The 25,868-nt window shown below is 43.8% G+C and carries 22 protein-coding genes and 2 tRNA genes; 22 read left to right on the plus strand and 2 right to left on the minus strand.

Annotation, left to right across the window (positions count from 1 at the left end; all coding sequences use genetic code 11):
• The first annotated feature begins 335 nt into the window (after nt 1-335).
• The 8 genes from MARME_RS04870 (at nt 336) to MARME_RS04905 (ending at nt 9,636) form a co-directional block, all read left to right on the plus strand.
• Nucleotides 336-2,660, plus strand: coding sequence for a TonB-dependent siderophore receptor (locus MARME_RS04870; protein ID WP_013660142.1), 2,325 nt, complete (start codon nt 336-338; stop codon nt 2,658-2,660).
• Between the two features lie 102 nt (nt 2,661-2,762).
• Entirely contained in the window at nt 2,763-3,593 is an 831-nt protein-coding gene (locus tag MARME_RS04875; RefSeq protein ID WP_013660143.1) for an ABC transporter ATP-binding protein, read from the plus strand.
• 4 nt (nt 3,594-3,597) lie between these two features.
• A complete protein-coding gene (locus tag MARME_RS04880) occupies nt 3,598-4,617 on the plus strand; it encodes a FecCD family ABC transporter permease (RefSeq protein ID WP_013660144.1) in 1,020 nt (339 codons plus the stop codon).
• Entirely contained in the window at nt 4,614-5,720 is a 1,107-nt protein-coding gene (locus MARME_RS04885; protein ID WP_013660145.1) for a FecCD family ABC transporter permease, read from the plus strand. The genes MARME_RS04880 and MARME_RS04885 overlap by 4 nt, the downstream gene beginning before the upstream one ends.
• 14 nt (nt 5,721-5,734) lie before the next feature.
• Complete coding sequence (locus tag MARME_RS04890) at nt 5,735-6,667, plus strand: ABC transporter substrate-binding protein (RefSeq protein ID WP_013660146.1); 933 nt, start codon at nt 5,735-5,737, stop codon at nt 6,665-6,667.
• Nucleotides 6,668-6,942: 275 nt separating this feature from the next.
• Nucleotides 6,943-8,532 (plus strand): peptide chain release factor 3, encoded by a 1,590-nt coding sequence (gene prfC, locus MARME_RS04895; RefSeq protein WP_013660147.1) that lies wholly within the window; start codon nt 6,943-6,945, stop codon nt 8,530-8,532.
• A 75-nt stretch (nt 8,533-8,607) separates the two neighbouring features.
• The gene (erpA, locus tag MARME_RS04900; RefSeq protein ID WP_013660148.1) at nt 8,608-8,949 is read left to right on the plus strand and encodes an iron-sulfur cluster insertion protein ErpA; all 342 of its coding nucleotides are present in this window, start codon (nt 8,608-8,610) and stop codon (nt 8,947-8,949) included.
• Nucleotides 8,950-9,045: 96 nt separating this feature from the next.
• Nucleotides 9,046-9,636 (plus strand): outer membrane beta-barrel protein, encoded by a 591-nt coding sequence (locus tag MARME_RS04905; protein ID WP_041647762.1) that lies wholly within the window; start codon nt 9,046-9,048, stop codon nt 9,634-9,636.
• A 23-nt stretch (nt 9,637-9,659) separates the two neighbouring features.
• Here the strand turns inward: MARME_RS04905 and MARME_RS04910 are convergent, their stop codons facing one another.
• Nucleotides 9,660-10,490: a hypothetical protein gene (locus MARME_RS04910; protein ID WP_013660150.1), complete on the minus strand. Its 831-nt coding sequence runs from the start codon at nt 10,488-10,490 to the stop codon at nt 9,660-9,662.
• A gap of 93 nt (nt 10,491-10,583) precedes the next feature.
• Nucleotides 10,584-10,886: a YhbY family RNA-binding protein gene (locus MARME_RS04915; protein WP_013660151.1), complete on the minus strand. Its 303-nt coding sequence runs from the start codon at nt 10,884-10,886 to the stop codon at nt 10,584-10,586.
• Between the two features lie 308 nt (nt 10,887-11,194).
• On the opposite strand from MARME_RS04915, the gene ftsH reads away from it, so the two are divergent.
• The 14 genes from ftsH (at nt 11,195) to pnp (ending at nt 25,705) form a co-directional block, all read left to right on the plus strand.
• Complete coding sequence (gene ftsH, locus MARME_RS04920; protein WP_013660152.1) at nt 11,195-13,159, plus strand: ATP-dependent zinc metalloprotease FtsH; 1,965 nt, start codon at nt 11,195-11,197, stop codon at nt 13,157-13,159.
• A 111-nt stretch (nt 13,160-13,270) separates the two neighbouring features.
• On the plus strand, nt 13,271-14,104 hold the full coding sequence (folP, locus tag MARME_RS04925; RefSeq protein WP_013660153.1) for a dihydropteroate synthase: 834 nt from the start codon (nt 13,271-13,273) through the stop codon (nt 14,102-14,104).
• Entirely contained in the window at nt 14,104-15,435 is a 1,332-nt protein-coding gene (gene glmM / locus MARME_RS04930) for a phosphoglucosamine mutase (protein ID WP_013660154.1), read from the plus strand. The genes folP and glmM overlap by 1 nt, the downstream gene beginning before the upstream one ends.
• Nucleotides 15,436-15,569: 134 nt before the next feature.
• Nucleotides 15,570-16,319, plus strand: a complete 750-nt coding sequence (gene tpiA / locus MARME_RS04935; RefSeq protein ID WP_013660155.1) for a triose-phosphate isomerase — start codon at nt 15,570-15,572, stop codon at nt 16,317-16,319.
• Nucleotides 16,319-16,666 carry a preprotein translocase subunit SecG gene (gene secG / locus MARME_RS04940; protein WP_013660156.1) on the plus strand — a complete coding sequence of 116 codons (348 nt, stop codon included), beginning with the start codon at nt 16,319-16,321 and terminating at the stop codon, nt 16,664-16,666. The genes tpiA and secG overlap by 1 nt, the downstream gene beginning before the upstream one ends.
• 40 nt (nt 16,667-16,706) lie before the next feature.
• Nucleotides 16,707-16,792: transfer RNA gene (locus tag MARME_RS04945), tRNA-Leu, on the plus strand.
• Between the two features lie 46 nt (nt 16,793-16,838).
• Nucleotides 16,839-16,915: transfer RNA gene (locus tag MARME_RS04950), tRNA-Met, on the plus strand.
• A 165-nt stretch (nt 16,916-17,080) separates the two neighbouring features.
• On the plus strand, nt 17,081-17,542 hold the full coding sequence (rimP, locus tag MARME_RS04955; protein ID WP_013660157.1) for a ribosome maturation factor RimP: 462 nt from the start codon (nt 17,081-17,083) through the stop codon (nt 17,540-17,542).
• Nucleotides 17,543-17,570: 28 nt separating this feature from the next.
• Nucleotides 17,571-19,061, plus strand: a complete 1,491-nt coding sequence (gene nusA / locus MARME_RS04960; protein ID WP_013660158.1) for a transcription termination factor NusA — start codon at nt 17,571-17,573, stop codon at nt 19,059-19,061.
• Between the two features lie 23 nt (nt 19,062-19,084).
• Nucleotides 19,085-21,667, plus strand: a complete 2,583-nt coding sequence (gene infB / locus MARME_RS04965; protein WP_013660159.1) for a translation initiation factor IF-2 — start codon at nt 19,085-19,087, stop codon at nt 21,665-21,667.
• Between the two features lie 11 nt (nt 21,668-21,678).
• Complete coding sequence (gene rbfA, locus MARME_RS04970) at nt 21,679-22,065, plus strand: 30S ribosome-binding factor RbfA (RefSeq protein WP_013660160.1); 387 nt, start codon at nt 21,679-21,681, stop codon at nt 22,063-22,065.
• A gap of 9 nt (nt 22,066-22,074) precedes the next feature.
• Nucleotides 22,075-23,004 carry a tRNA pseudouridine(55) synthase TruB gene (gene truB / locus MARME_RS04975; RefSeq protein WP_013660161.1) on the plus strand — a complete coding sequence of 310 codons (930 nt, stop codon included), beginning with the start codon at nt 22,075-22,077 and terminating at the stop codon, nt 23,002-23,004.
• A 128-nt stretch (nt 23,005-23,132) separates the two neighbouring features.
• Nucleotides 23,133-23,402, plus strand: a complete 270-nt coding sequence (gene rpsO, locus MARME_RS04980; protein ID WP_013660162.1) for a 30S ribosomal protein S15 — start codon at nt 23,133-23,135, stop codon at nt 23,400-23,402.
• A gap of 194 nt (nt 23,403-23,596) precedes the next feature.
• Nucleotides 23,597-25,705, plus strand: a complete 2,109-nt coding sequence (gene pnp / locus MARME_RS04985; protein ID WP_013660163.1) for a polyribonucleotide nucleotidyltransferase — start codon at nt 23,597-23,599, stop codon at nt 25,703-25,705.
• Nucleotides 25,706-25,868: the final 163 nt, after the last annotated feature.

Below are 25,868 nucleotides of genomic sequence, written 5' to 3' on the forward strand. Positions count from 1 at the left end.
GTGAAATGTGCTTCAGTTTAGGGTTCATTACCCACACGCTCAGTTCATTTGACCAGAGACATTCGTTATTACGACTAGTAAATGAACTAGGGCGTTCGTCTCTTCCATCAGCAATCGATGTTGAATGACATATCAAACCTGTTATTCAAGTACCTCAAACCTCTTCTTATCTAAAGAAAAATAAATTAATTAACCTAATAAAAATAATTAATAACATTAAGGGTTTACATAATGTTGACAATAAACATGCAATTGATAATAATTCGCATTACTTTTATTTGTAAGTATTTTTTAAATAGTTTTTCATTTTTGTAACATTAAAAGGAAACCAGCTCATGAAGAAGACGGCATTGGCTCGCTACATCGGCCGTGAGACACAGAAAAAGGCTCTAGGAATGTGGATGCTATCTATGTTTGCAGTTCCAATGGCGATTGCTGCCGATGGCGCTTCGGAGGATGCGGTTGAACTTGATACTCTAGTAGTGCGTGGAACAGAGCTAAGCCGTTATGAATTCGATGAAGCGGAATCTGCCACCGGGTTTAATGCGGATATTGATGACGTGCCGCGGACGGTACAGGTGATTCCTGAACAGCTGATTCTAGACCAGAACTCTAAAGATTTAAGCGATGTTCTGTCTAACTCTGCTGCTGTTACTCGCTCAGATGGCTTCGGTGGCACTGAAACTGAAGTGAATATTCGTGGCTTTGGAAACGAATACTTGTTTGTAGACGGTAGTCCTGTGAGCAGTCGTTATAACGTTGACGTCGCGAACATTGAAAGTGTTGAAGTTGTGCTTGGGCCTGCTTCCGTTCTTCATGGTCAAGTAAGCCCTGGTGGTATGATCAATGTGGTTACTAAGAAGCCGCAAGTAGAAAGCGCGCATTCTGTTCAAGTGGATCTCGATGAATACGGTAAGCAAAAGCTAACCTTAGATAGTACAGGCTCATTGTCAGATGATGTTCAATACCGAATCGTTGTGAGTGGCGAAGATTCAGAAACGTTCCGAGAAGTAAAAACTGAGGACGGTACATTTAATACAGAGCGTAAAAGTCTGATGGTCTCGCCCTCTTTAAGTTACACACCAGACGATCAAAATACATTTACCGTTCGTTTAAGCCACACCGAACAAGAGTTACCGATAGACCGTGGCACTGTTATGGTGAATGATGGCAACGATAATTTCTCGGTTGCTGATATACCGAGAGAACGAGTGCTTGGCAGCGAGTTTGACATTCGTGACAGTGAAGAAGACCTGCTTCAGTTTGACTGGGATTATGAGCTTGATAATGGGTGGACGAACAAGTTTAAAGTGGGCTACTACGAAAAAGAGTTTGATGATTACCAGACTCGTGCGGTACGAGGTTTTAGCACGGGGAGTCTATCTGATTATGGTAGCCCTGCGGCGATCGTCTCGGTAGCGAGAACAGCTCTAGTAAACTCTGTTCAGTCTAGCAACAACTTGCTTGCACGTCGGGTTGATTTTAATGATATGGAATCGAGCGACTTGTTTGTGTCTGATAGCCTTAGTGGCGATTACGAACTTGCAGGGCTTGATCATACTCTTTATATCGGAGCAAATTTCCACAGTCGAAAGGAAGATTCAACGGACTCTCTTGCATTGACCACTTTTGCTGGTATGAACATTGTTGATTTAGATGCAATTGATATTACAAATTCTGTCAATTCATCAAATAGTAAGCTTTCTCCAACTGCTATTAGTAATAGTGATACGACAACCAATGAATTTGGCTTTTCGATTCAAAACCTTACTTATGTGACGGATCGCTTAAATGTGCTAGCGGGTTTACGTTACGACAAATATGATTTAGATGGTGAGAATAAAACTTTCTATACCACATCAAATAGTATTTCTTACACCGAGCTTTCATCGCCGGATAAGCAAAAGATAGACAGTTCAAATGATCATGTAAGTGGGCAATTGGGCGCAATCTATGATTTGACTGATACGCTTTCAACTTATGTGTCTTATGCCGAATCATTTAAACCTAACTTCCCGACCGTTACTGAAGGTGTTTACAGTGGCGACTTCGACCCTGAAACAGCAAAGCAAGTTGAAGTGGGGATTAAATCGAGTGCACTTGATGATAGGTTGCGTGTCAGCCTTTCTGCATACAAATTGGAGCGTAAGAATGTAGCGACGGTTGATGGTAATCTGAACACTATCTTAAATGGTAAGACAGAAACAAGCGGCGTCGATTTAACGAGCTCTATTCAGTTTTTAGAAGGGCTTAACGTTTTGGCTTCATACTCTTATATGGATGCTGAGATTATGGAATCAAACGATGGAACGAACGATGGCAACACGCCATATAACATTCCTGAAAACAAGGCTCGAATTTGGGGGTCTTACGAGGTTAAAGGTGGCGATTTAGCAGGCCTTGGGTTTGGTGTTGGTGCGGAATACGTTGATAAACGTTTTGGCAATGATGCGAATGCATTTACCTTGCCGAGTTATACCGTTTATGACGCTGCTGTTTGGTATTACGTAGCATTAGGAAACGAAACTCAGCTTCGTTTAAATGCAGGTGTTAAAAACTTAACAGACGAAACGTACTACACGGCAAGCGGCAGTAATGTGTATCGTATTAATGTTGGCGATCCGCGTACTGTGTATGCCACTGCCCGTCTGGAATTCTAAGTTTCGACTTTATTTAGTGGGCTTTTAACGTCCGAATAGTAACAACGGTGTCACTTTTTTAGTGACGCCGATTTTTTGTTTTATAGAGTATGGAAAGTTCGAATGTTGGCAGTCGAGCGTTTAAACGCTGGTTATAAGAAAAAGCAGGTTTTACATAACATAGATCTTACCTTTTCAACAGGTAAGTTTACTACCTTGATGGGCGCAAACGGCTGTGGTAAGACAACCTTGCTGCATGCTATTTCTGGGTTGATTACTCCGTTAAATGGAAGCATTGCTTTGAATGATGAGGTGCTTTCTACATTGAGTCGAAAGCAGATCGCCAAGCGTTTAGCACTGTTGCCTCAATTCGCTACCAACCCCGCTGGCCTAACCGCTCGTGAACTGATTATGCAGGGACGCTTCCCTTGGCAGAGCTGGTGGAAGCAGTGGTCCGATGCTGATGAGAACGCGGTATCGGATGCGGTGCGCGTCACGGGCGTAAATGACTACCTTGATACACCACTTGAACAACTGTCTGGTGGGCAAAGGCAGCGTTGCTGGATTGCGATGACACTTGCCCAAGATACGCCTGTTTTGCTGTTGGATGAGCCTACAACGTATTTGGATGTGGCGCATCAGGTTGAGTTAATGAACCTAATTTCTTCTTTGAAACACCAAGGTAAAACCATTATTGCCGTTTTGCACGATCTTAATCAGGCGGCAACCTACTCAGATCACCTTGTAATGATGAAACAAGGTCAGGTGTTTACAGAAGGTGCTGTTGATGCGGTTTTTACAAAAGAAAATCTGGAAGCCGTTTTTGGGTTAAACGCTCATATTATTCGTGATCCACATAACGGTAACCCGATTGCGCTGCCCGTGGTCGATATGTCTGGTGATGGGCGCATCGTAAAGAATGACGAACTGAACCGAATAGAGAGTGTGAGTTAACGCCATGATGTTAAATAAAGCGCAAGGCTCGGAAAGTCGTTACTTTCCATTGGCTCGGTTGATAGGGGCAGTGTTGCTTTTTGTTGCTGTGGTCTCGGCTTCTTTATGGCATTTGAGTGTCGGGGCAAAAAGTTTGGATTGGGTCACGGTGTGGCAGGCGTTAACCGCTTATGATCCGTCAAATATGGATCAAGCGATTGTCAGAGAAAACCGAGAAGCGAGATTGATTGTTGCCTTGGTTGTGGGAGCATCATTGGCACTTTCTGGTGTCATTATGCAAGCGATTAGCAGCAACCCTTTGGCGGACCCAGGGTTACTTGGGATTAACAGCGGTGCCGCATTTTTTGTCGTGGCAGGGTTGTTGTTTTTGCCGGTTGCGAGTCATGTTTACTCTCCTCTTTTGGCGTTTCTTGGGGCGGGCTTTGCTGCGTTATTCGTGATGGCGCTAAGTGGCTGGCAGCAAAGTTCTGAGCGTCTAGTGTTAGCGGGAATGGCAGTAACGGCTATGTTCTCAGCAATGACGGCCATATTACTTATTATGGATCAGCAAGGGCTGGATAAATTACGACATTGGCTAACTGGAGCGATTGGCGCGTCTGATCTGAAAAAATTAGATTGGGTATATCCCTATCTAATCGGTGCTGTTCTTTTCAGTTTTGCGTTAGTGCGTTCGCTCAATGCTTTCCATTTAGGTGAACGTGTTGCGTCTAGTTTGGGCGTGAATGTCTTGTTTTTAAAAGTCAGCGGGTTGGCACTGGTCATCGTTTTATCAGGTTGTGTCGTCGCGGTGGCGGGGCCGATTGGTTTTGTTGGTTTGGTTGTGCCTCATATGGCGCGTTTACTGATACGAAACAGTTATCTATGGTTGTTTTTGTATTCCTTATTACTGGGTGCGTTGTTGCTCATTCTGTCTGATATTGTTGCTCGTCTCGTATTGCGGCCGTATGAAATCAATACTGGCATCATTACTGCTTTTGTCGGTGCGCCGGTCTTTATCGCGCTGGTATTGGGGAAAATGAAATGAAATCGAATTACTTTTCTCGACTAGCTCACTTCCTGCCTCGAATTTTTCCTACTAGCCCTACGCCTCGTTTAGTGAACTTCAACCCAATTGCTGGCGTTAATATTCGTGCGCGTTCAACGGACGTATTTTGGTTGTTCAGTTTTACTGTGTTGTTGCTCTTTATTTTGCTTTGGGGAACGGCGACAGGAAGTTATCAGCTTAGCCTTCTAAAGAGCTGGCAAATTGTCTTATCACCGGATTCTGCACCAGAGCGATTGGTGAGGATTGTTTGGGAATTTCGTTTGCCTCGCTTATTGGCGGCGGCTTTATGCGGGGCGGCGCTTGCAATAGCGGGCGTTATCCTACAATCGATCACGCGTAATGCGTTGGCATCACCAGGCTTGATTGGCGTTGAAGCTGGCGCGAGTGCAACGATGTTGTTGTTTGTGGTCATTATGCCGGGTCTGATTCCAATATCTCTGTTGCCTTTCAGTGCGATGTTGGGGGGCTTTTCTGTCGCTGCGTTGATCTGGATATTGTCGACGATGGCGGGTTACTCGCCGATTCGTTTGGTGTTGGTTGGGGTTGGAATCACGTCGATGCTGAGCGCCTTTTCTGAAATGCTCATTACCTATGGCGATATTGAGTTAGTTGAATCGGCGTTAATGTGGTTAGGCGGAAGTTTGCATCAGGTGTCTTGGGCACAGGTTGAGATTATGGTGTGGTGGTTGCTTGTGCCTGGGTTGCTTGCGTGGCTGTTTTTTCGACCTCTTAATTTATTGATTTTAGGTGATCAAGTTGCTTTTTCTCGAGGCGTGGTCCATCGAAAAATCATTCCTTTTTTACTTTTGTTAAGTGTTGCGTTGACGTCTGCGTCAGTGGCGACAGCGGGAACTTTAACCTTTGTTGGACTGATTGCACCTCATATTGCACGGCGGTTCTGCGCGGATCGACATGGCGCTTTAATTCCTTTGTCTGCTTTGATAGGAGCCTGTTTGGTGGCTTTGGGGGATACCTTGGGAAGAAATGTGTTTGCGCCTTTACAGCTTCCTGCAGGGTTGGTTCTGGTGATGGTGGGCGCGCCGTATTTTATTGTTTTAATGAGTAGACTTAAAAAAGTCTAAAAAGGAGAGAAAAGATGTTTTTTAAACGCATTTTATTGGTTAGCGTGAGCTTAGTTTGTTGCCTTGTATCTGGGGTTCAGGCGGCTGAAATGAGAATGTTTGAAAATCAGTTTGGAAAAGTCGAGGTTCCGGTTAAACCGAAATGCGTGGTGTCCTTACATGACTTTAGTTTGACTGTTCAATTATATGAACTGGGTATTCGCCCATGTGGTTCTGTGGCGCGTAAGCGTTTTTGGTCTGAGCCGTATTATAGAGGAGTCGAACACCGCTTTGATACTGAAGGGCTTGTGTATGTTGGCAGTCACAAATCGCCAGATGAAGAGGCCATTGCGATGCTTGAACCTGATTTGATTATCGGGTTGCCTTATCAAGAAAAGCTTAAAGATAAGTTGTCAAATATTGCGCCAGTGGTAATTCTTCCTACAAAGGAAAAATCCATTGAGGAGTGGGCGGCACAACTGGCTGATTTAGTCGGTGAAACGGCAAGATACAAGGATCAAAAAAAGGAATATCAGTGGGTGGTTAGTGAGTTTAAGCGCTTGATTCCAAATCCTGAAAAAGTCACGGTGACAACGTTAGAAATATACGAGGATAACTTCCAATTAATTGGTCGTGGCGGTCTTGATGAAGTGATTGCGGATATGGGGTTAGGTCGAACACAAGGCTATAAAAACGCGAAAAAAGGCGTTAACTACAGTTTAGAGCGTATCAGTGATTTGGATGCTGACGTTATTATTGATACTTATGAACCACTGCTAGACAGTCGTGAAGAAACGGAAGAATTTAGAGCGTCGCCTCAGTGGAAGAGTTTATTTGCGGTCAAAAACAATCAATTTCTATACTTTAACCGCAGTCGTTATGGCGATTCTATGGGTGGCCTGATTGGTTCTTCTTATTTATTGCTATCGCATCTTGCGGAACGTGATCTTAAAACACAGCAGAAGTAATAGTGATGTTCGCTCTTGGCATTTAATTTATTCGTGGCATTCAATAGGAGCAGCCCAACCAGCTGCTTGCATTCCTAAATGCACCTTCATAATTGAAGGTGCATGGGAACTTAAATATAGTCATAATGGAGCATTAAGTTGAGCGCATTTGGACTAAATACCGCTCGTCTATCGACTATTTCTTCGATTTCAGCGAAAATACGCGCAATTTTTTATGCTATGCCAAATTAAATTGGCAGGCTTACTCATCGAATTTAAAGAACCCATACTCAGACATGTCTAACTCGCAGCTCGAACATCATATTGATCAGCGTCGCACCTTTGCGATTATCTCTCATCCCGATGCTGGTAAAACAACCATCACCGAGAAAGTGTTACTTTTTGGACGCGCTATTCAGCAGGCTGGAACCGTAAAAGGTCGTGGATCAAACCAGCACGCAAAATCAGACTGGATGGACATGGAAAAAGAGCGTGGTATTTCGATCACCACCTCTGTGATGCAGTTCCCGTACAATGATTGCTTAGTGAATCTTTTAGATACGCCTGGGCATGAAGATTTCTCTGAAGATACCTACCGAACGTTGACGGCCGTTGACTCTTGTTTGATGGTCATCGATACCGCGAAAGGGGTAGAGGATCGTACGCGTAAATTGATGGAAGTAACGCGTTTACGAGATACACCCATTGTTACTTTCATGAACAAATTGGACCGTGATATCCGAGACCCAATGGAAGTGCTTGATGAAGTCGAAAGTGAGCTTAACATCATGTGCGCGCCGATTACTTGGCCGATAGGGTGCGGTAAAGAGTTCAAAGGTGTTTATCATATTCATCGTGATGAGACGATTCTGTATTCAACAGGTCAGGGTCACACTATTCAGGAACTCCGCACGGTCAAAGGTCTTGATAACCCAGATTTAGATGAGGCGGTAGGTGAAGAGCTTGCCGCGCAGTTACGTGAAGAGCTTGAACTTGTTATGGGCGCGTCTAATGAGTTTGACCACGAGTTATTTTTAGAAGGTGAGTTGACGCCTGTTTATTTTGGTACGGCCTTGGGCAACTTCGGTGTCGATCATATGTTAGATGGTTTGACGAAATGGGCACCTGCCCCTTTGCCTCGTCAAACGTCTGAGCGTCAAATTGACGCGAAAGAAGAAAAATTCTCAGGCTTTGTTTTTAAAATTCAAGCGAACATGGATCCGAAACACCGAGATCGTATCGCCTTTATGCGAATTGTTTCTGGCTCTTATAAGCAAGGCATGAAAATGAATCATGTCCGTCTTGGTAAAAATATCAGTATTTCTGATGCGGTTACCTTTATGGCGGGAGATCGGTCACGTGCAGAAGAGGCATTTGCCGGCGATATTATAGGTCTTCATAACCACGGTACGATTCAAATCGGTGACACCTTTACTCAAGGTGAAAACCTTAAATTTTCAGGCATACCGAATTTTGCCCCTGAGCTGTTTAGACGAATTCGTCTAAAAGACCCTTTAAAGCAGAAACAGCTTCTAAAAGGCTTGGTTCAGCTTTCAGAAGAAGGTGCTGTGCAGGTTTTCCGCCCTATGCAAAATAATGACTTAATTGTGGGTGCGGTTGGGGTTCTGCAGTTTGATGTTGTGGTTGCGCGTTTAAAAGCAGAATACAACGTTGAAGCAATTTATGAAGGCGTTAATGTTGCAACAGCGCGTTGGGTCGAATGTGATGACGCTAAAAAACTGGAAGAGTTCAAACGTAAGAATCAGATGAACCTGGCTTTGGATGGTGGTGACAACTTGTCATACATTGCACCGACTATGGTTAACTTGAATTTAGCGCAAGAGCGTTTTCCTGATGTGGCATTCCGATCAACACGCGAACATTAATGAATACTTGACTAAAATACTTGGTTAAGAAGATAATCTCTCGTAATGGTAAAAGTATTTTGGGAATGGTAGAAAATGGTTGAGTCTGTAGATCCTATTGAGTTCACTTCGGCAGCAGCAGCCAAGCTGAAGTCTTTGATCGAAGAAGAAGAAAATGAGCGCTTAATGCTGCGTGTTTACGTGACGGGCGGCGGTTGTTCTGGTTTTCAGTACGGTTTTACGTTTGATGAAGAGTATCAAGAAGACGATACGGAAGTGAAACGTGAAGGGGTTCGTATGGTCGTTGATCCTTTGAGCTTTCAATACCTAGTAGGTTCTGAAGTGGATTATCAAGAAAACTTAGAGGGCGCTCGTTTTACGGTCACGAATCCAAATGCAACGTCGACTTGCGGTTGTGGTGCTAGCTTTAGCGTATAACTGTTTTAGTGCTTAAATGATCTAGTGTGTGTTTTAAGGAAATAAGGCGTGTGAAATAGCGAGGCTATTTTATATGCTTTACAATCGAAAGCCCGAATGTCAGGTGATCCTTTTTTGATCGTGATATTAGGGCTTTTTTATTTTGAGGATGAAATGTTGTTTCGACCAATTTGGATGTATTGTTTTTCTTTGTTTCTTGTGTCTTTTGCGACAGCGAGCCATGCAGAATCACCTTGGTCTCTTAATCTTGGGTTCACTTCATTGTATTTGGACTCGGAATCGCATGGTTTCCAAGAGGAAGGTCTTGACGCAATGGCGTTAAATTATGCCGTTGTTTATCGCTTTAATAATAGTGCCAGTGTGAAAGTGGGAATGGCAAAAGGTGTGAAGTCGTTCCCACAAACGGAAGATGGAAGAGATCTTTCTGCGACGATGAATTATGTGGATCTGCAATTCGGCTATGATAATGGCGAGATACGACCTTATTTCTTTTTTGGCTTGGCTCAGGTCGATGTTTCGCCTGAAGCGGGGTCGACTCAAACGTCGAAAAGGTTAGGCTTTGGTGTGGAGCATGAGGTGTTTGATAATTGGTCCGTGAATGTCGACTACAGTCTAATTACAGCAAGCGTTAAAGAGGGTGAGTCAGAGAGTGCGACGACTATCGGTTTTGCGTACCGTTTTCAATAGAAGAGTATTTTAGAAAAGGTTAATCAAGCTTCTATATCAATACCTTGATATGCTACTGGATGTTCTTCTGACTGAATGTGTTTATGGCTAGGTGTGACATTTCCAACGTACACATAACCTAAGTTGGCGTCCCCTAGTAAAATAGGGGTGATGAGCTTAGGGTTGATTAGCCAAACTCTCAGTCCTTTGGCGTTTTCATATTTTCCGGCCTTTCCTATATCTCCTGCATCCCCCTGCTTTATATCTAACAGTGTTTGTATTTGATCTGCTTCACCATCTTGATCCACGATGAAGGTCAACTCTTTCGGTAAACTCGTTATGTATGAAAGTTCATAAGGCGTCTTGACAGGCTGTGTATCAATTTTCTTTTTAGACTCTTTAAATAGATCAGCTATTTTGGGGGAGCCTAATCCTAGTTCAAGAAATAATGTGAAATCTACAGAGCGACCTTCTTTTGATATCACGGGGACATGCGCAGTAAATTCTTCTATTTTGTGTTTTGATTCATTGACGTCACCAGCATTATTATGACTCAAGGCTCTCGGGATCGGGGGAGTTTGAAGAATAACAGCACGTTTGGTCTGCTTGTTTATTGATTGGAGTGGAATGGTTGGTGTGTGTTTTTTTTCACATTTGTCAAAGACCGCTGCCAAAAGGTTTGCAATTAGGCTGTCTTCAGGCTGAAGTTCATGTGTTTGATCGGTAAAAAGTGCAATTTCTTTTACAGAGTGGGCCTCTGTGCTGATATCTACTTCATCACTAATTAGCTTGGAGTAAGTCGTACGTCGTTTTAACGGCTCATTCTGCTGACCTATCTTAAGGTGTGTTTTAGTGATTGGGTCGATAAAAAGCATATTTCCTCCCGAGTGTTATGAGGTATATCGGCCAATATTCGGGAAGGTTGAATGGATGGTCTATACTAAAATAGTAGACCATCCAACGGGGAACTAGCGTAAAAGGTTTGAAAGCTTCGGATTTTGCTCAAGAGACGCGCGGTAAAACAAAGCAACTTTACCAATGGTTTGAACAATTTCACATTTTAGTATTTTACTTGTTTCGGCGATAAGCTCGTTGCGAACATCGCGATCTACAATACTGTAGCGAATTTTGACAAGCTCGTGGTCTTCAAGTGCGCGATCCATTTCGGTTAGTACGGGTTCAGTAAGACCGTTCCCTGCCACTGTAACAACGGGATTAAGGGAGTGTCCGATTAGCCGGTATTGCTTTTTTTGAGTATTGGTTAGGCTCATAGTTAAAATATCTCATATTAGTTTGTCCTCTTTATTGGAGGCTCGTCACGTTACGCGATATTATAGCGGAATTGGCGATGGATTAGGTAAGAAGAATACAGAATGTCGGATGAGGACTTGTATTTTTTTTTAAGACCCCCAATATGAACCTTTATTATGCCGTTTGTTAATTCTACTCGACCGAAATACTAGGTCTGTTTGGAATCATATTTGGCGACTTGAGTGCTTTGATAGTACTTAAATAAATACAATGTAATTAATGGCTGATTAAAAAAATTGGCGAACGTTAACCGTTAAGAGGTGTGCTCTTGAACGATATGCTTAAAAATATTCTACTGTGGCTTGTGATTGCTGCAGTGCTACTTACGGTCTTTAACAATTTTAATACGACGAGCGAGGCGAATCGCATCTCGTATTCTGAATTTGTTAAAGAAGTTCACGATGGTCGTATCGCTAAAGTTGTTGTTGATGGCTATACCATTAGTGGTAGCAGAACGAGTGGTGACACGTTTGAGACGGTTAGGCCTGCGGCGGCAGACCCTAAAATAATGGATGATTTGCTGAGCAATAATGTGGTTGTTGAAGGTCGCATGCCAGAGCAGCAAAGTATTTGGACTCAGTTGCTGGTTGCCAGTTTCCCTATTTTATTGATTCTCGCGATTTTTATGTTCTTCATGCGCCAAATGCAAGGCGGTGGTGGCGGTAAAGGCGGACCAATGTCATTTGGTAAGTCTAAAGCGAGACTTTTACCTGAAGATCAGATTAAAACGACATTTGCGGATGTCGCAGGGTGTGATGAAGCGAAAGAAGACACGGAAGAGTTGGTTGACTTCTTACGTGAGCCGAGCAAATTTCAACGCTTAGGCGGAAAAATACCTCGCGGTATTTTGATGGCAGGTCCTCCAGGTACGGGTAAAACTTTGTTGGCGAAGGCTATTGCTGGTGAAGCAAAAGTACCATTCTTTACCATTTCGGGTTCTGATTTTGTTGAGATGTTTGTTGGTGTAGGTGCATCGCGTGTTCGTGATATGTTTGAACAAGCCAAGAAGCATGCTCCATGTATTATCTTTATTGATGAGATTGATGCGGTAGGTCGTAACCGTGGCTCTGGTATGGGTGGTGGTAATGACGAACGTGAGCAAACATTGAACCAGCTTTTGGTTGAAATGGATGGTTTTGAAGGTAATGAAGGGATTATTGTTATTGCGGCGACCAACCGTCCAGATGTGCTTGACCCTGCTTTACTACGTCCTGGTCGTTTTGACCGTCAGGTAACGGTTGGTTTGCCTGATATTCGAGGTCGTGAACAGATTTTAAAAGTGCATCTTCGCAAGGTGCCGTGTGACGACGACGTTCAGCCGAAGAACATTGCTCGTGGTACACCAGGTTTCTCTGGTGCAGACCTTGCTAACTTGGTGAATGAGTCGGCTTTGTTTGCTGCGCGCTCTAATCGACGCTTAGTCAATATGGAGCTTTTGGAGCTTGCGAAGGATAAAATCCTAATGGGTGCCGAACGAAAATCCATGGTCATGAAAGAGGAAGAGAAGCGTAATACCGCTTACCATGAAGCGGGTCATGCTATTGTGGGTTATTTGATGCCCGAACACGATCCAGTTTATAAAGTAACGATTATTCCTCGTGGTCGTGCACTTGGTGTCACTATGTATTTACCAGAAGAGGATAAATACAGTTTAAGTAAGCGTGGTATTGAATCTCAGATTTGTAGTCTCTACGGTGGACGTATTGCTGAAGAGATGATTCATGGTTTTGATGGTGTTTCAACTGGCGCTTCAAACGATATTGAACGTGCGACTAGCTTGGCCCGAAATATGGTGACTAAGTGGGGCTTGTCTGAAGAGTTGGGCGCATATGCCTACGAAGAAGATGATAGCAGCGGTGGTTATATTGGTGGCGGTACAGGCAGTAAAGCAAATTACTTCTCGCAAGAGACTGGTAAGAAGCTCGATGCTGAAGTGAAAAGTATTATCAGCTCATGTTACAAGCGCTCTACCGATATTCTAGAAGAAAATCGCTCGAAGCTTGACGTAATGGCGGAAGCGTTAATGCAGTACGAGACGATCGACGCTAAACAGATTAAAGAGATTATGGATGGTAAAACGCCAAGCGCTCCAGAAGGCTGGGGTGATTCGAATGGTGGATCTGGAGACGGTGTAGCTGCTGAAGTTAATGATGAAACAGTGGGGGCTTCTAAGCCGGAAGGTGATTCCCCTGATTCTAATGAGGATCTTGGCGGAGAACCCAATAAGGGTTAGATGCAAAGCTGTTGAAGCTTTTAAGAGAAGTTTAAGTTTTTAATAGGCGAGCATTGAGCTCGCCTATTTTTTTGTTTGATTTGTATCTAGATGTTGAATTTGGTGACACATATGTCGATGATGAATTTTGGCGGTAAGAAACTTGATTTAACGCGCCCTCATGTCATGGGGATTCTTAACGTGACGCCTGACTCCTTTTCTGATGGCGGGAAATTTAATGTGATTGACTCGGCAATGTTCAGAGTTGAGGAAATGCTCTCCGAAGGTGCCTCTTTCATTGATGTTGGTGGTGAGTCGACGCGTCCTGGCGCTGCTCCAGTGTCACTACAAGAAGAATTAGATAGGGTTGTTCCTGTTGTTGAGGCGATTATCGCTAGATTTGATACGATTGTCTCTGTTGATAGTAGCTCACCTGAGGTAATGCGTATCTCTGGTGCGGAAGGTGCGGGGCTCATTAATGATGTGAGGGCGCTTGAACGAGAAGGTGCGATAGATGTCGTATCAGAGTTGGATCTCCCTGTTTGTTTGATGCATATGAAGGGGACGCCAGAAGATATGCAGAACGCGCCAGTGTATGAGTCAGCTCTCAAGGATGTGGTTGGTTATCTTGCTAATAGGGCGAAATTGGCTCAAGACTCGGGGATAAAGAGCTGCAATATATTGGTTGATCCTGGTATTGGATTTGGTAAAAATCGCCAGCATAATTTGACGCTGTTGAATCGCTTGGCTGAATTCAAAGGTTTGGGTTATGAGGTTTTGGTTGGAGCCTCTAGAAAGTCCCTTATAGGTGATGTGCTAAAAGTTGATGTAGGTGATAGGCTATTTGGGAGTATGGGGGTTCATGCTTCAGCCTATTCTAAAGGCGCAAGGATTTTTAGAGTGCACGACGTGCGACCGCATGTCGAAATGTTAGAGATGATGTATCGAATTGAGAGAGAGTCGTAATGCGTAAGTACTTTGGAACAGATGGTATTCGTGGGCAAGTTGGTAAAGGGGTTATTACGCCTGAATTTATGCTTAAACTTGGATGGGCAGCAGGTAAAGTATTTAATGGTCAATCAAAAAATAAAATATTGATTGGTAAGGATACGCGTATTTCTGGCTACATGTTTGAATCGGCGCTTGAGGCGGGTATTGTTGCTGCTGGCGCAGATGTGAGGCTGGTTGGGCCGATGCCAACGCCAGCTATTGCTTATTTGACGCGGACTTTTAGAGCGTGTGCAGGGATCGTGATTAGTGCATCTCATAACCCATACACAGATAATGGGATTAAATTCTTTTCTTCTGAAGGGGGGAAGATTTCTGATGAGCTTGAGGAGGAAATTGAATACTGGCTGGACCAGCCAATGGAAGTGGTTGAATCGGATAAAATAGGGAAGGCAAAAAGAATTGATGACGCCGCTGGACGCTATATTGAGTACTGTAAAGGTACGTTTCCAATTGGTTTACGCATAACTGGCCTTAAAATGGTCTTAGATTGTGCTGATGGTGCTACCTACCATGTTGCTCCAAGAGTGTTTTCCGAGTTAGGGGCTGACGTTATCGTAATTGGTGCGAGTCCAGACGGCCTAAACATTAATGAGGTGAGTGGTGCAACGAAGCCTGAGTTGTTGCAAAAAAATGTGGTTGCACATGGTGCGGATATTGGTATTGCTTTGGATGGCGATGGCGATCGATTGATTCTCGTTGATAAGTTTGGGAAAGTTTGTGATGGCGACGATGTGCTTTATATTATTGCCAATCATTTGAGTTCAAAAGGCCAGTTCTCTGGTGGTGTAGTCGGTACACTAATGACTAACTTTGGATTGGAGTTGGCGCTGTCTGAACGCGGTGTTGGTTTTAGTCGTGCCAATGTTGGTGATCGATATGTAAATGAAAAGTTGACTCAGCATGGTTGGTCTTTGGGTGGAGAGCCTTCCGGGCACATTGTGTGTAAATCAATTACAACAACCGGAGATGGGATTATCGCAGCGTTGCAGATTTTGCAAGCAATGTTAGAAGAAGGAAAACCACTTCATGAGTTGCTTGAGGGGTTGGTGAAATTCCCTCAAAAGCTAAAAAACATTCGGGTAAAAGAGCGCTTTATACCGTCTGAGGTACCTGCTTTACAAAAGGCAATTGCTCACGCTAACGAGCGTCTAAATGGATCTGGTCGCGTGTTATTGCGTGCTTCAGGAACTGAGCCTTTAATACGTGTAATGGTAGAGGGTCGTGATGATGAATTGGTTTCGGATTTGATAGATTATCTATCGGCTGAAGTGCAGAAAGTGATTTAGTAAACGTTAGTTTTAAGTGTGGCAGATCGGTTGGTTTGTAGCTGATTGACTGATTAGTCGTGATTTAGTGCAATTATCGCTTGATTCTGGGGGCAGCTTTCTCTAGAATCTTGCATCGAATTTAGGAGGGTGTGATGTCTCGACGTAAGATTGTTGCAGGAAACTGGAAACTGAACGGCTCTAAGGATTTTTTACAGAATATTGTAGAAACTCTTGTGTCGGTTAATGATGTTGATGTCGTTATCGCGCCCCCATTTCCCTATTTGGAAAAAGCATCTGCTTTGGTCGCTGATCTAAATGGTTTGAGTGTTTCCGCACAGAACGTATCCTCGTATAGCGATGGTGCTTTTACTGGCGAAGTTTCTGTAGCGATGTTGAAAGATATTGGTGCTGACTCAGTGATTGTAGGTCACTCTGAACGACGTGAATTGTTTGGTGAAACCGATGCTATTGTCGCTGAGAAAATATCTCAAGTACTTAAGTTTGGGTTGACTCCAATTTTATGTGTCGGTGAAACGTTAGAGCAGCGAGAACAAGGTTCTACAATTGAAGTATGTTCGACTCAAATAAAGAGCGTGCTTGATGTTGTTGGTGCGGAAAACTTTGATAATGTTGTAATTGCCTATGAACCCGTTTGGGCGATTGGCACAGGGAAGTCAGCTTCAAGTGCAGAGGCTCAAGAAGTTCATGCATCGATTAGGAAGCTACTTTCTGAATCTCTCGAAGGTTTGGGTAAAAAAGTCAGTATTCTTTACGGCGGAAGTGTGAAAGCAGCGAATGCTAAAGAGCTTTTTGAGCAGGAAGATATTGATGGAGCGCTGGTTGGCGGTGCTTCTTTGAAAGTAGAAGAGTTTAACGAGATTATTAAGGCGGCTGGAATTTAATGGAAGCGCTAATTTTAGTAGTACATGTGTTGGCTGCAGTTGCAATTATTGCTCTTGTTTTATTGCAACAGGGTAAAGGTGCTGACGCTGGGGCTTCATTTGGTGGCGGTGCCTCTCAAACAGTATTTGGTAGTCAAGGCGGAAGTAGCTTTTTTGGTCGTATGACGGCTTTTTTTGCGCTTGTGTTTTTCTTGACTAGCTTTGGCTTAGCATACGTTGCGAGCGAGAAAGCGAAAAGTGTCTCTGGTGCGTTAGATTTTGTTCCTCAAGCGCCAGTTGTTGAGTCTGAAGATAGTTTGCCTCAATTGGACACAACTGAAGTAGGATCTGATATACCTTCTAACTAACTTGATCGGCATGTAATTGATGTTGATTGAGTTTTAGATTGCCGATGTGGTGGAATTGGTAGACACGCCATCTTGAGGGGGTGGTGGCCTACGGCTGTGCCGGTTCGAGTCCGGCCATCGGCACCAATTTGTTGGATAATTTTTTGAGAGTGTTATAATGCTCTCAATTTGGCGCGGGGTGGAGCAGTCTGGTAGCTCGTCGGGCTCATAACCCGAAGGTCGTCGGTTCAAATCCGGCCTCCGCAACCAACTTTTTGATTCCAATTGTTATTTATAATAGTTGGGATGTTGTCAGAAAGCCCCATATGGGGTTTTTTGCTATGTGGAATATATGATGTAAATGGGCCTTGTGCCCGTTTTTTGTTTGTGGGTTTTAAACCTAAGTAACGTGTAGGTCTCAGTAGGAGAGATGCTTTGTCTGCCAAACACACATTAATTGAAGAGCTTATTCGACCTGTTGTTGAAGGGTTAGGCTTCCAGTTTTGGGGGATGGAGTACATTTCTCAGGGCAAGCACTCAGTTTTAAGAATATTTATCGAAACGGATAAAGAGAAAGGGATCGACGTAGAAGATTGTGCACAAGTGAGTCGTCAGGTGAGTTCTATTCTTGACGTTGAGGATCCAATCACGGGTGAATACAATTTAGAAGTGTCATCACCAGGTCTCGATAGGCCGTTATTTGAACTGTCTCAATATGAATCTTACGTTGGGTCGGTCGTTGCTCTTAAATTACGTGTTCCCTTTGATGGGCGTCGTAAGTTTAAGGGGCAACTTACAGGTGTTGAAGGTGATGAGGTAGTTATCCTTGTCGATCAAGAAGAGTATTTGTTGCCCATCGAGTTGATCGAGAAAGCCAATATTGTTCCACAATTTTAAGTTTAACCTTTAAAGAGAGGCTAAAAGGATGAGCAAAGAAATTCTTTTGGTAGCTGAAGCAGTTTCCAACGAAAAAGATGTCCCGAAACAAGTCATTTTTGAAGCAGTTGAGACAGCATTAGCTAGCGCGGCGAAACGTCGTTTTGAAGAAGATGTTAAGATTCGAGTGTCTATAGATCAGCGCACTGGAGATTACAACACATTTCGTCAGTGGAACATCGTAGCTGATGAAGATTATTCGTACCCAGATTCCGAACTTACAATAGATGACTCTGTTGAGCAAAGTCTAGGTTTAGCGATAGGCGAAATATACGAAGAAGAAATTCCTTCTGAAGAGTTTGGTCGCATTGCCGCTCAAACTGCTAAGCAGGTTATTGTACAAAAAGTACGTGAAGCTGAACGTGCCAAGGTTGTTGCGAGATACAGCGAGAAAGTCGGTAAACTGGTACATGGACAAGTTAAAAAAGTAACACGTGACAGCTTGATCGTAGACCTAGGTGAAAATGCGGAAGCGGCATTACCAAAAGATCAGTTGATCAATCGCGAAATGTTCCGTATGAACGATCGGATTCGTGCTCTTTTATCTGAAATTCGCGAAGACGGTAGAGGCCCACAGTTGGTCCTTTCTCGTAACGTGCCAGAATTCATGATTGAGTTGTTTAAGCTAGAAGTGCCTGAGATCGCTGAAGAAGTGATCGAAATTCGTGGCGCGTCTCGCGATCCAGGTTTGCGAGCTAAAATAGCAGTTAAAACGAACGACCGCCGTATCGATCCTATCGGCGCATGTGTTGGTATGCGTGGTGCACGCGTACAAGCCGTATCGAATGAAATGAATGGTGAACGTGTAGATATCGTGTTGTGGGATGATAATCCTGCGCAGCTTGTTATTAACGCGATGGCGCCAGCAGAGGTCGATTCGATTGTTATCGATGAAGATGCTCATTCTATGGATGTTGCTGTAAAAAGTGACAACTTAGCGCAAGCCATTGGTCGAAATGGCCAAAACGTTCGTTTAGCGACGTCATTAACAGGTTGGGCATTGAATGTCATGACCAGTGAAGAAGCGCAAAGTAAGCAGCAAGAAGAGTCTCAGAAGCTTATCGATGTGTTTGTGAACTCATTGGATATCGATGATGACTTAGCATTGCAATTAGTTGACGAAGGTTTCGAAACGCTTGAGGAAGTCGCATACGTTCCAATGGAAGAAATGCTGGACATCGACGGCTTTGATGAAGACCTTGTGAACGAATTGCGTTCTAGAGCAAAAGAGAGCCTATTGAATCAGGCATTGCAGGCAGAAGAAAAGCTAGATGATGCTAAGCCTGCTGAAGATTTGTTGACGATGGAAGGAATGGACAGCCACCTTGCGCTTGTATTTGCGTCTAAGGGGATTATTACAATGGAAGATCTTGCTGAGCAATCTGTCGACGAATTGTTAGAAATAGAAGGTATTACCGAAGAACGCGCCGCGTCTCTTATCTTGACAGCTCGCGCACCTTGGTTTGCTGAATCCGAATAAATCTGAGTAAAAGGGGGAACTTAATGACAGTTCAAACCGTAAAAAAATTGGCTGAATTGGTGAGTACACCAGTGGAAAAGCTGCTAACTCAGATGAAAGATGCTGGCCTTCCTCAAACTAAGGAAGATCAAGATGTCTCTGATGTAGAAAAGCAAATTTTGTTGAACTTTCTAAAACGTCAGCACGGCGAAGAAGAAACAGGTTCTCAAAAAATTACGCTACAACGTAAGAAAACCAGTACGCTGTCTAGTGATGGTAAAGCAGTAAACGTTGCTGTTAAAAAGAAACGTACTTATGTTAAACGTGTTGAAGCGGATGATGATCTAAAAGTTCAGCAGGAAGAATCTGCTAAACGTCAGGCCGAAGAGCAAGCTCGTATTGAAGCGGAAGAAGCCGCTAGGCTTGCAGCTGAAAAGGCTGAAGCAGAACGTTTAGAAGCAGAAAAGGCGGCAAAGGCTAAAGCTGAAGCCGAAGAAAAAGCGCGTTTAGAAGCTCAGGCAAAAGAAGCAGAAGCTCAAAAACAAGCGGAATTAAAAAAGGAGCAGCGTAGCTCCGACACAGGAGCGAAAGAACTCGTGGACAAACCAAAAGAGTCTAAAACAAATCGCAAAGCAACACCTCCAGCAATGGATGGCGCTAAGAAATCTGCTGTTGCTCCAAAAGGTAAGAAAGGTGCGCCAAGGCAGTCTGATTCAGAAGGCAAATCAAATCGTGGTCGCAACCAAGATCCAAAACGTCATTCTCGTATCGATGTTACTGGTGAAGAAGAGTTTGGTCGCCGTAAATTAGGGCGTAAGAGTAAGAAGTCAAATAATAAGCAAGAGCATGGCTTCCAAAAACCAACTGCGCCAATGATTCATGAAGTTGCTATCCCAGAAAGTATCACCGTAGCTGATTTAGCTGAAAGAATGGCTGTTAAAGGCGCGGAAGTAATTAAAGTGATGTTTAAAATGGGCGCTATGGCGACCATTAACCAAACGATAGACCGTGATACTGCAACGTTAGTTGTAGAGGAAATGGGTCATAAAGTTAAGTTTATCGATGAAAATGCGGTCGAAAACGACGTGGTTGATGCGATTGACTACGAGGGTGAGCTTGTAGCACGTGCGCCAGTTGTGACGGTTATGGGTCACGTTGACCATGGTAAAACGTCATTACTTGACTACATTCGTACCACTCGTGTAGCAGCAGGAGAGTCTGGCGGTATCACACAGCATATCGGCGCATATCACGTAGAAACGCCACATGGTATGGTGAGTTTCCTTGATACACCTGGACACGCAGCGTTCACAGCTATGCGTGCTCGTGGTGCTCAAGCGACAGATATTGTTATCCTTGTTTGTGCTGCCGACGATGGTGTTATGCCACAAACAATTGAAGCGATTCAGCATGCTCGCGCTGCAGAAGTTCCTATGGTTGTGGCTATTACGAAAGTCGACAAGCCTTCTGCGGATTTAGAGCGAGTTAAAAATGAACTTGTTGCTCAAGAAGTTGTACCAGAGGAATGGGGTGGCGATGTTCAGTTTGTGGGCGTTTCCGCTAAGTCTGGTGAAGGTATTGATGAGCTACTTGATGCAATATTGCTTCAATCAGAAGTACTAGAGCTTACGGCTGTGCCAAGCGCGCCTGCGAAAGGCGTGGTTGTTGAGGCACGTTTGGACCGAGGTCGCGGTTCTGTTGCAACCTTGCTTGTTCAAAATGGTACCTTGAAACAAGGCGATATTGTTTTGGCTGGTTTGAATATGGGGCGTGTACGTGCGCTTCTAGATGAAAACGGCAAAACTATTAAGGGTGCAGGGCCTTCTATTCCTGTTGAAATTTTAGGTTTGGACGGTACACCTGAAGCCGGTGAAGAATTTGTTGTGGTGGCAGATGAGCGTAAAGCTCGTGAAGTTGCTAACTTCCGTCAAGGTAAATACCGTGAAGTACGTTTCGCTCGCCAACACTCTGCTAAGCTTGAAAACTTGTTTAGTGAAATGGGTAAAGACGAAGTTCGTACGCTAAATGTTGTATTGAAAGCCGATGTTCGTGGTTCATTGGAAGCTTTGATCAAGTCTTTGACAGACCTTAGCAACGATGAGGTAAAAGTGAACGTCGTATCGAGCGGTGTTGGCGGTATTACTGAGACTGATGCGACATTAGCGCTTGCTTCTGAAGCTGTTATCTTCGGTTTTAACGTTCGTGCAGACAGTTCGGCTAAACAATTCATTGAGCGTGAAAGTGTAGATCTTCGTTACTATAGCGTTATCTATAACATTATCGATGATGTGAAGCAGGCCCTTTCTGGCATGTTGACACCAGATCTTCGTGAAGACATTGTTGGTACTGCTGAAGTACGTGATGTATTCCGTTCACCTAAGTTTGGCTTAGTTGCTGGTTGTATGGTGATCGAAGGTACGGTTTACCGTAACGATAAAATTCGCGTACTTCGTGATAATGTTGTTATATATGAAGGTGAGCTTGAGTCTTTACGCCGTTTCAAAGATGCTGTAAATGATGTTCGTCAGGGCATGGAATGTGGTATCGGTGTGAAGAATTATAATGATGTGAAAGTGGGTGATAAGATCGAGGTCTTTAAGACGATCGAAGTCGCTCGCTCTCTATAAAGGGAAAATAAATGGCAGGCGAATTTAGTCGTACTAGTCGTATTGGTGACCAGCTCCAAAAGGAGCTGGCGTCCCTCATTCAGTTCGAAGTGAAAGACCCGCGTTTGGGTTTTGTTACGATCAATGAAGTGCGTGTAGCGAAAGATTTGGGTTACGCCGATGTTTACTACACCGTTCTTGGTATTGATGAAGACCCTAAAAAGTTAGCTGATAATCAAGTCGCTTTAGACAGTGCTAAAAGCTTTTTAAGACATCGATTGTCTAAAGAGGTTAAATTACGAGTAATGCCTCATTTACGCTTTCATTATGACCAAAGTGTTGTGAATGGTGCTCGTATGTCTGCATTGATTGATGATGCAATTCGCAAAGATCAAAGCTCGGATTCATCAGAAGAATAAGTTTGAACTATGGGTAAGACACAATGGCGTCAGGTTGATGGCGTCGTTTTATTAAATAAACCTCTTGGTCTTAGCTCTAATCAAGCTTTGCAAAGAGTGCGCCGATTGTATCGTGCTGCAAAAGCGGGCCATACAGGCGCACTTGATCCCCTTGCTACCGGAATGTTGCCTTTGTGTTTGGGAGAAGCTACAAAGTTTTCCCAATTTCTACTTGATGCGGATAAACGATACATTACGTGTATTGAGTTGGGTGCAACGACGACGACCGGCGACAAAGAAGGAGAAGTGCTTAGCACGGATCCTGTTCCAGTACTGTCTGATAGTGAGCTTGAAACATTACTCGATCGCTTTCGGGGTGACATTAATCAGGTTCCGCCTATGTATTCCGCGCTTAAGCATGAGGGAAAACCTCTGTACGAGTATGCTAGAAAAGGCATTAGTATAGAGCGAAAGCGTCGCCAAGTGACGATCCGAAATCTATCGGTTATTGAGCGAACGGATAATACTCTTACCTTAGATATCACCTGCTCTAAGGGCACGTATATCCGGACAATTGGTGAAGATATTGGTGATGCACTGGGCTGTGGGGCGCACCTAAAAACTCTGCATCGAGTGTCAACAGCTGGATACAATCCAAATGACATGCTCACGCTTGAAGAGTTTGAAGCGCTGCAAACGTCTAGTGAATCTGCGCTTGATGGGCGTCTTATGCCATCAGATACGGCGGTATCACACTTCGAAAAAGTGTCTCTTTCAGATGAAGAAGCGAAAGAAATGACCTTTGGTCGTCCTTTGAACGACACGCGAAATATTACCTCGGATTCGCTTGTTCGCTTGTTTAGATTGTCGGACGGTTTATTTTTAGGCTTAGGGATTGTCAAGGATCGCAAAATTAAGGCGCATCGCTTGATAAATACCAGTGAGTTAGCGCAAAAATAGTGTTATTATTGCGCGCGTTGAGATGTTGTTAGGCTAATTGTCTTGGCGACACCCTCGTCTAGGGTAACTGAAAATATGCTCGGCTATCCTTTATTTCTGTAACGCATATTATATCGGAGATTAAGATTATGGCATTGTCTGCAGACGCTAAAGCAGCATTGGTTAAAGAATTTCAAGTAGCTGAAGGTGACACTGGTTCTCCAGAAGTTCAAGTTGCATTGTTGACTAAAAACATTGAAGGTCTACAAGGTCACTTTAAAGCTCACATTCATGACCACCATTCTCGTCGCGGTTTGATTCGCATGGTAAACCAACGTCGTAAGTTGTTGGATTACCTTAAGCGTAAAGACGCAGCACGTTACACTAGTTTGATCAAAAAACTAGGTCTACGTCGCTAAGACCGAAGGGGGCCATAGTTTACTATGGCCCTTTTTTTATTTGGATTCCCAAGGGGCAGCCTGTACTTCAAATGTGTTTTTATTGATACGAGCATTTATTAAACGCGTATTTATTAAGAATGTATTTGAGTACTGGCTAAACAAGATTGTCTTTGGGAACGCGCAGTAAACTAAATTTAACGTAAGGACTTTTTGTGAGCATTACGACTAAAACTTTTGAATTTGGTAACCAAACGGTTACTTTGGAAACGGGCCGCATCGCTCGTCAAGCAACGGGTGCTGTTCTTTGTACTTTGGGCGATGCTCAAGTATTGGCGACAGTTGTTGGCGCTAAAACAGCTAAGCCGGGTCAAGATTTCTTCCCTCTTTCTGTTCATTACCAAGAGCGTACTTACGCTGTCGGTAAAATCCCTGGTGGTTTCTTAAAACGTGAAGGCCGTCCTTCTGAAAAAGAAACACTAACCTCTCGTTTGATCGACCGTCCTATTCGTCCATTATTCCCTAAAGGGTTCATGAACGAAGTACAGGTTGTTTGTACGGTTATGTCTACCAATACTGATCTTGATGCAGATATTCCAGCGATGTTGGCGACTTCTGCTGCACTTGCTATCTCAGGTATTCCATTTAATGGTCCTATTGGTGCAGCTCGTGTTGGCTTCAATGATGAAGAGGGTTATTTATTAAACCCATCAAACAGTGAGCTTGATGGTTCTTTGTTGGACATGGTTGTTGCTGGTACTAAAGACGCTGTTCTTATGGTGGAATCAGAAGCTCAAGAGCTTACTGAAGACGAGATGTTGGGTGCAGTACTTTACGCACACAAAGAAATGCAAACTGCAATCACTGCGATCAATGAATTTGTTTCTGAGTCAGGCAAGCCTCGCTGGGAATGGACTGCAGAAGCGGCAAAAGAAGGTTTAACGGACGCCGTTCAACTGGGCTTTGCTACTCAAATCGAAGAAGCTTATGGTATCAGTGAGAAAATGGCGCGTTACACCAAACTTGGTGAGATTCGTGAAGCTGCGGTAGCTGCATTGGTTTCCGAAGAAGGCGAATACGATGAAGCTGACGTTACGGGTGCATTTGCTAAGCTAGAAAAGAACATTGTACGTCGTCGCGTTATTGATGGTCAGCCGCGTATCGATGGCCGTGACAATCAAACAGTTCGTCCTATCAACGTTGAAGTAGGGCTTCTTAAAAAGACACATGGTTCTTCTCTGTTTACTCGTGGTGAGACTCAAGCAATTGCAACTTGTACGTTAGGTACTAGCCGTGATGCTCAAATTTCAGATGGTCTTGCTGGAGAGAATAAAGACAGCTTCATGCTTCATTATAACTTCCCTCCTTACTCTGTTGGCGAATGTGGTCGTATGGGTGGTGTTGGTCGTCGTGAAATTGGGCATGGTCGTTTGGCTCGTCGTGGCGTACAAGCGGTTCTTCCGAGCGAAGACGAATTCCCTTACACGATTCGTATTGTTTCTGAAATCACTGAATCGAATGGCTCAAGCTCTATGGCATCTGTATGTGGTGCAAGTTTGTCGATGATGGATGCCGGTGTTCCTCTAAAAGCACCTGTTGCTGGTATTGCAATGGGTCTTGTAAAAGAAGACGACGGTTTTGCTGTACTGACTGATATTCTAGGCGATGAAGACCACCTTGGTGACATGGACTTTAAAGTAGCGGGTACTGAAGAAGGTATTACTGCTTTACAGATGGACATCAAGATCGAAGGCATTAACGAAGAAATCATGGACATTGCATTAACACAAGCGATGGACGCTCGTAAGTATATTCTACGTGAAATGGCAACTGTGATTGGTTACGCTCGCCCAGAAGTGTCTCCGAATGCGCCTTCTATGGCAACGGTTAAAATTGATCCTGAAAAAATTCGTGATGTTATTGGTAAAGGCGGCGCGACCATTCGTTCCATTACCGAAGAAACAGGCGCTTCTATCGACCTTGATGATGACGGTACGGTGCGTATTTACGCAGCAGACAAAGCGTCTTCTGATGCTGCATTGTTGAAAATTCATGAAATTACTGCAGAAGCAGAAATTGACAAGCTTTACCAAGGTAAAGTGGTTCGTCTTGCTGAGTTCGGCGCATTCGTGAATATTCTTCCTGGTAAGGACGGTTTAGTGCACATCTCTCAGATAGCTGAAGAGCGTATCCGCGCAGTTTCAGATGTGCTGGCAGAAGGTCAAGACGTTATCGTTAAAGTGCTAGATGTCGATGCTCGTGGCCGAATCAAGCTTTCGATGAAAGAAGTGACAGAAGAAGAAAAAGCAACATTTGCTCAGTAAGCAATATTGGTCATCGCTGTGTTTTAAGCTTTAGTGCTTTTTATTAATGGCACTATAGGCAGAAGCACTACAGACAAAAGCCCAATTAGTCGATGTGACTAGTTGGGCTTTTTCATTTTCAGCTCTTAGCTCATATTGAAACCAAGAATTTTATCTTAAGAAA

The organism is Marinomonas mediterranea MMB-1 (assembly GCF_000192865.1).
In the GTDB taxonomy this organism is placed as follows: Bacteria; Pseudomonadota; Gammaproteobacteria; order Pseudomonadales; family Marinomonadaceae; genus Marinomonas; species Marinomonas mediterranea.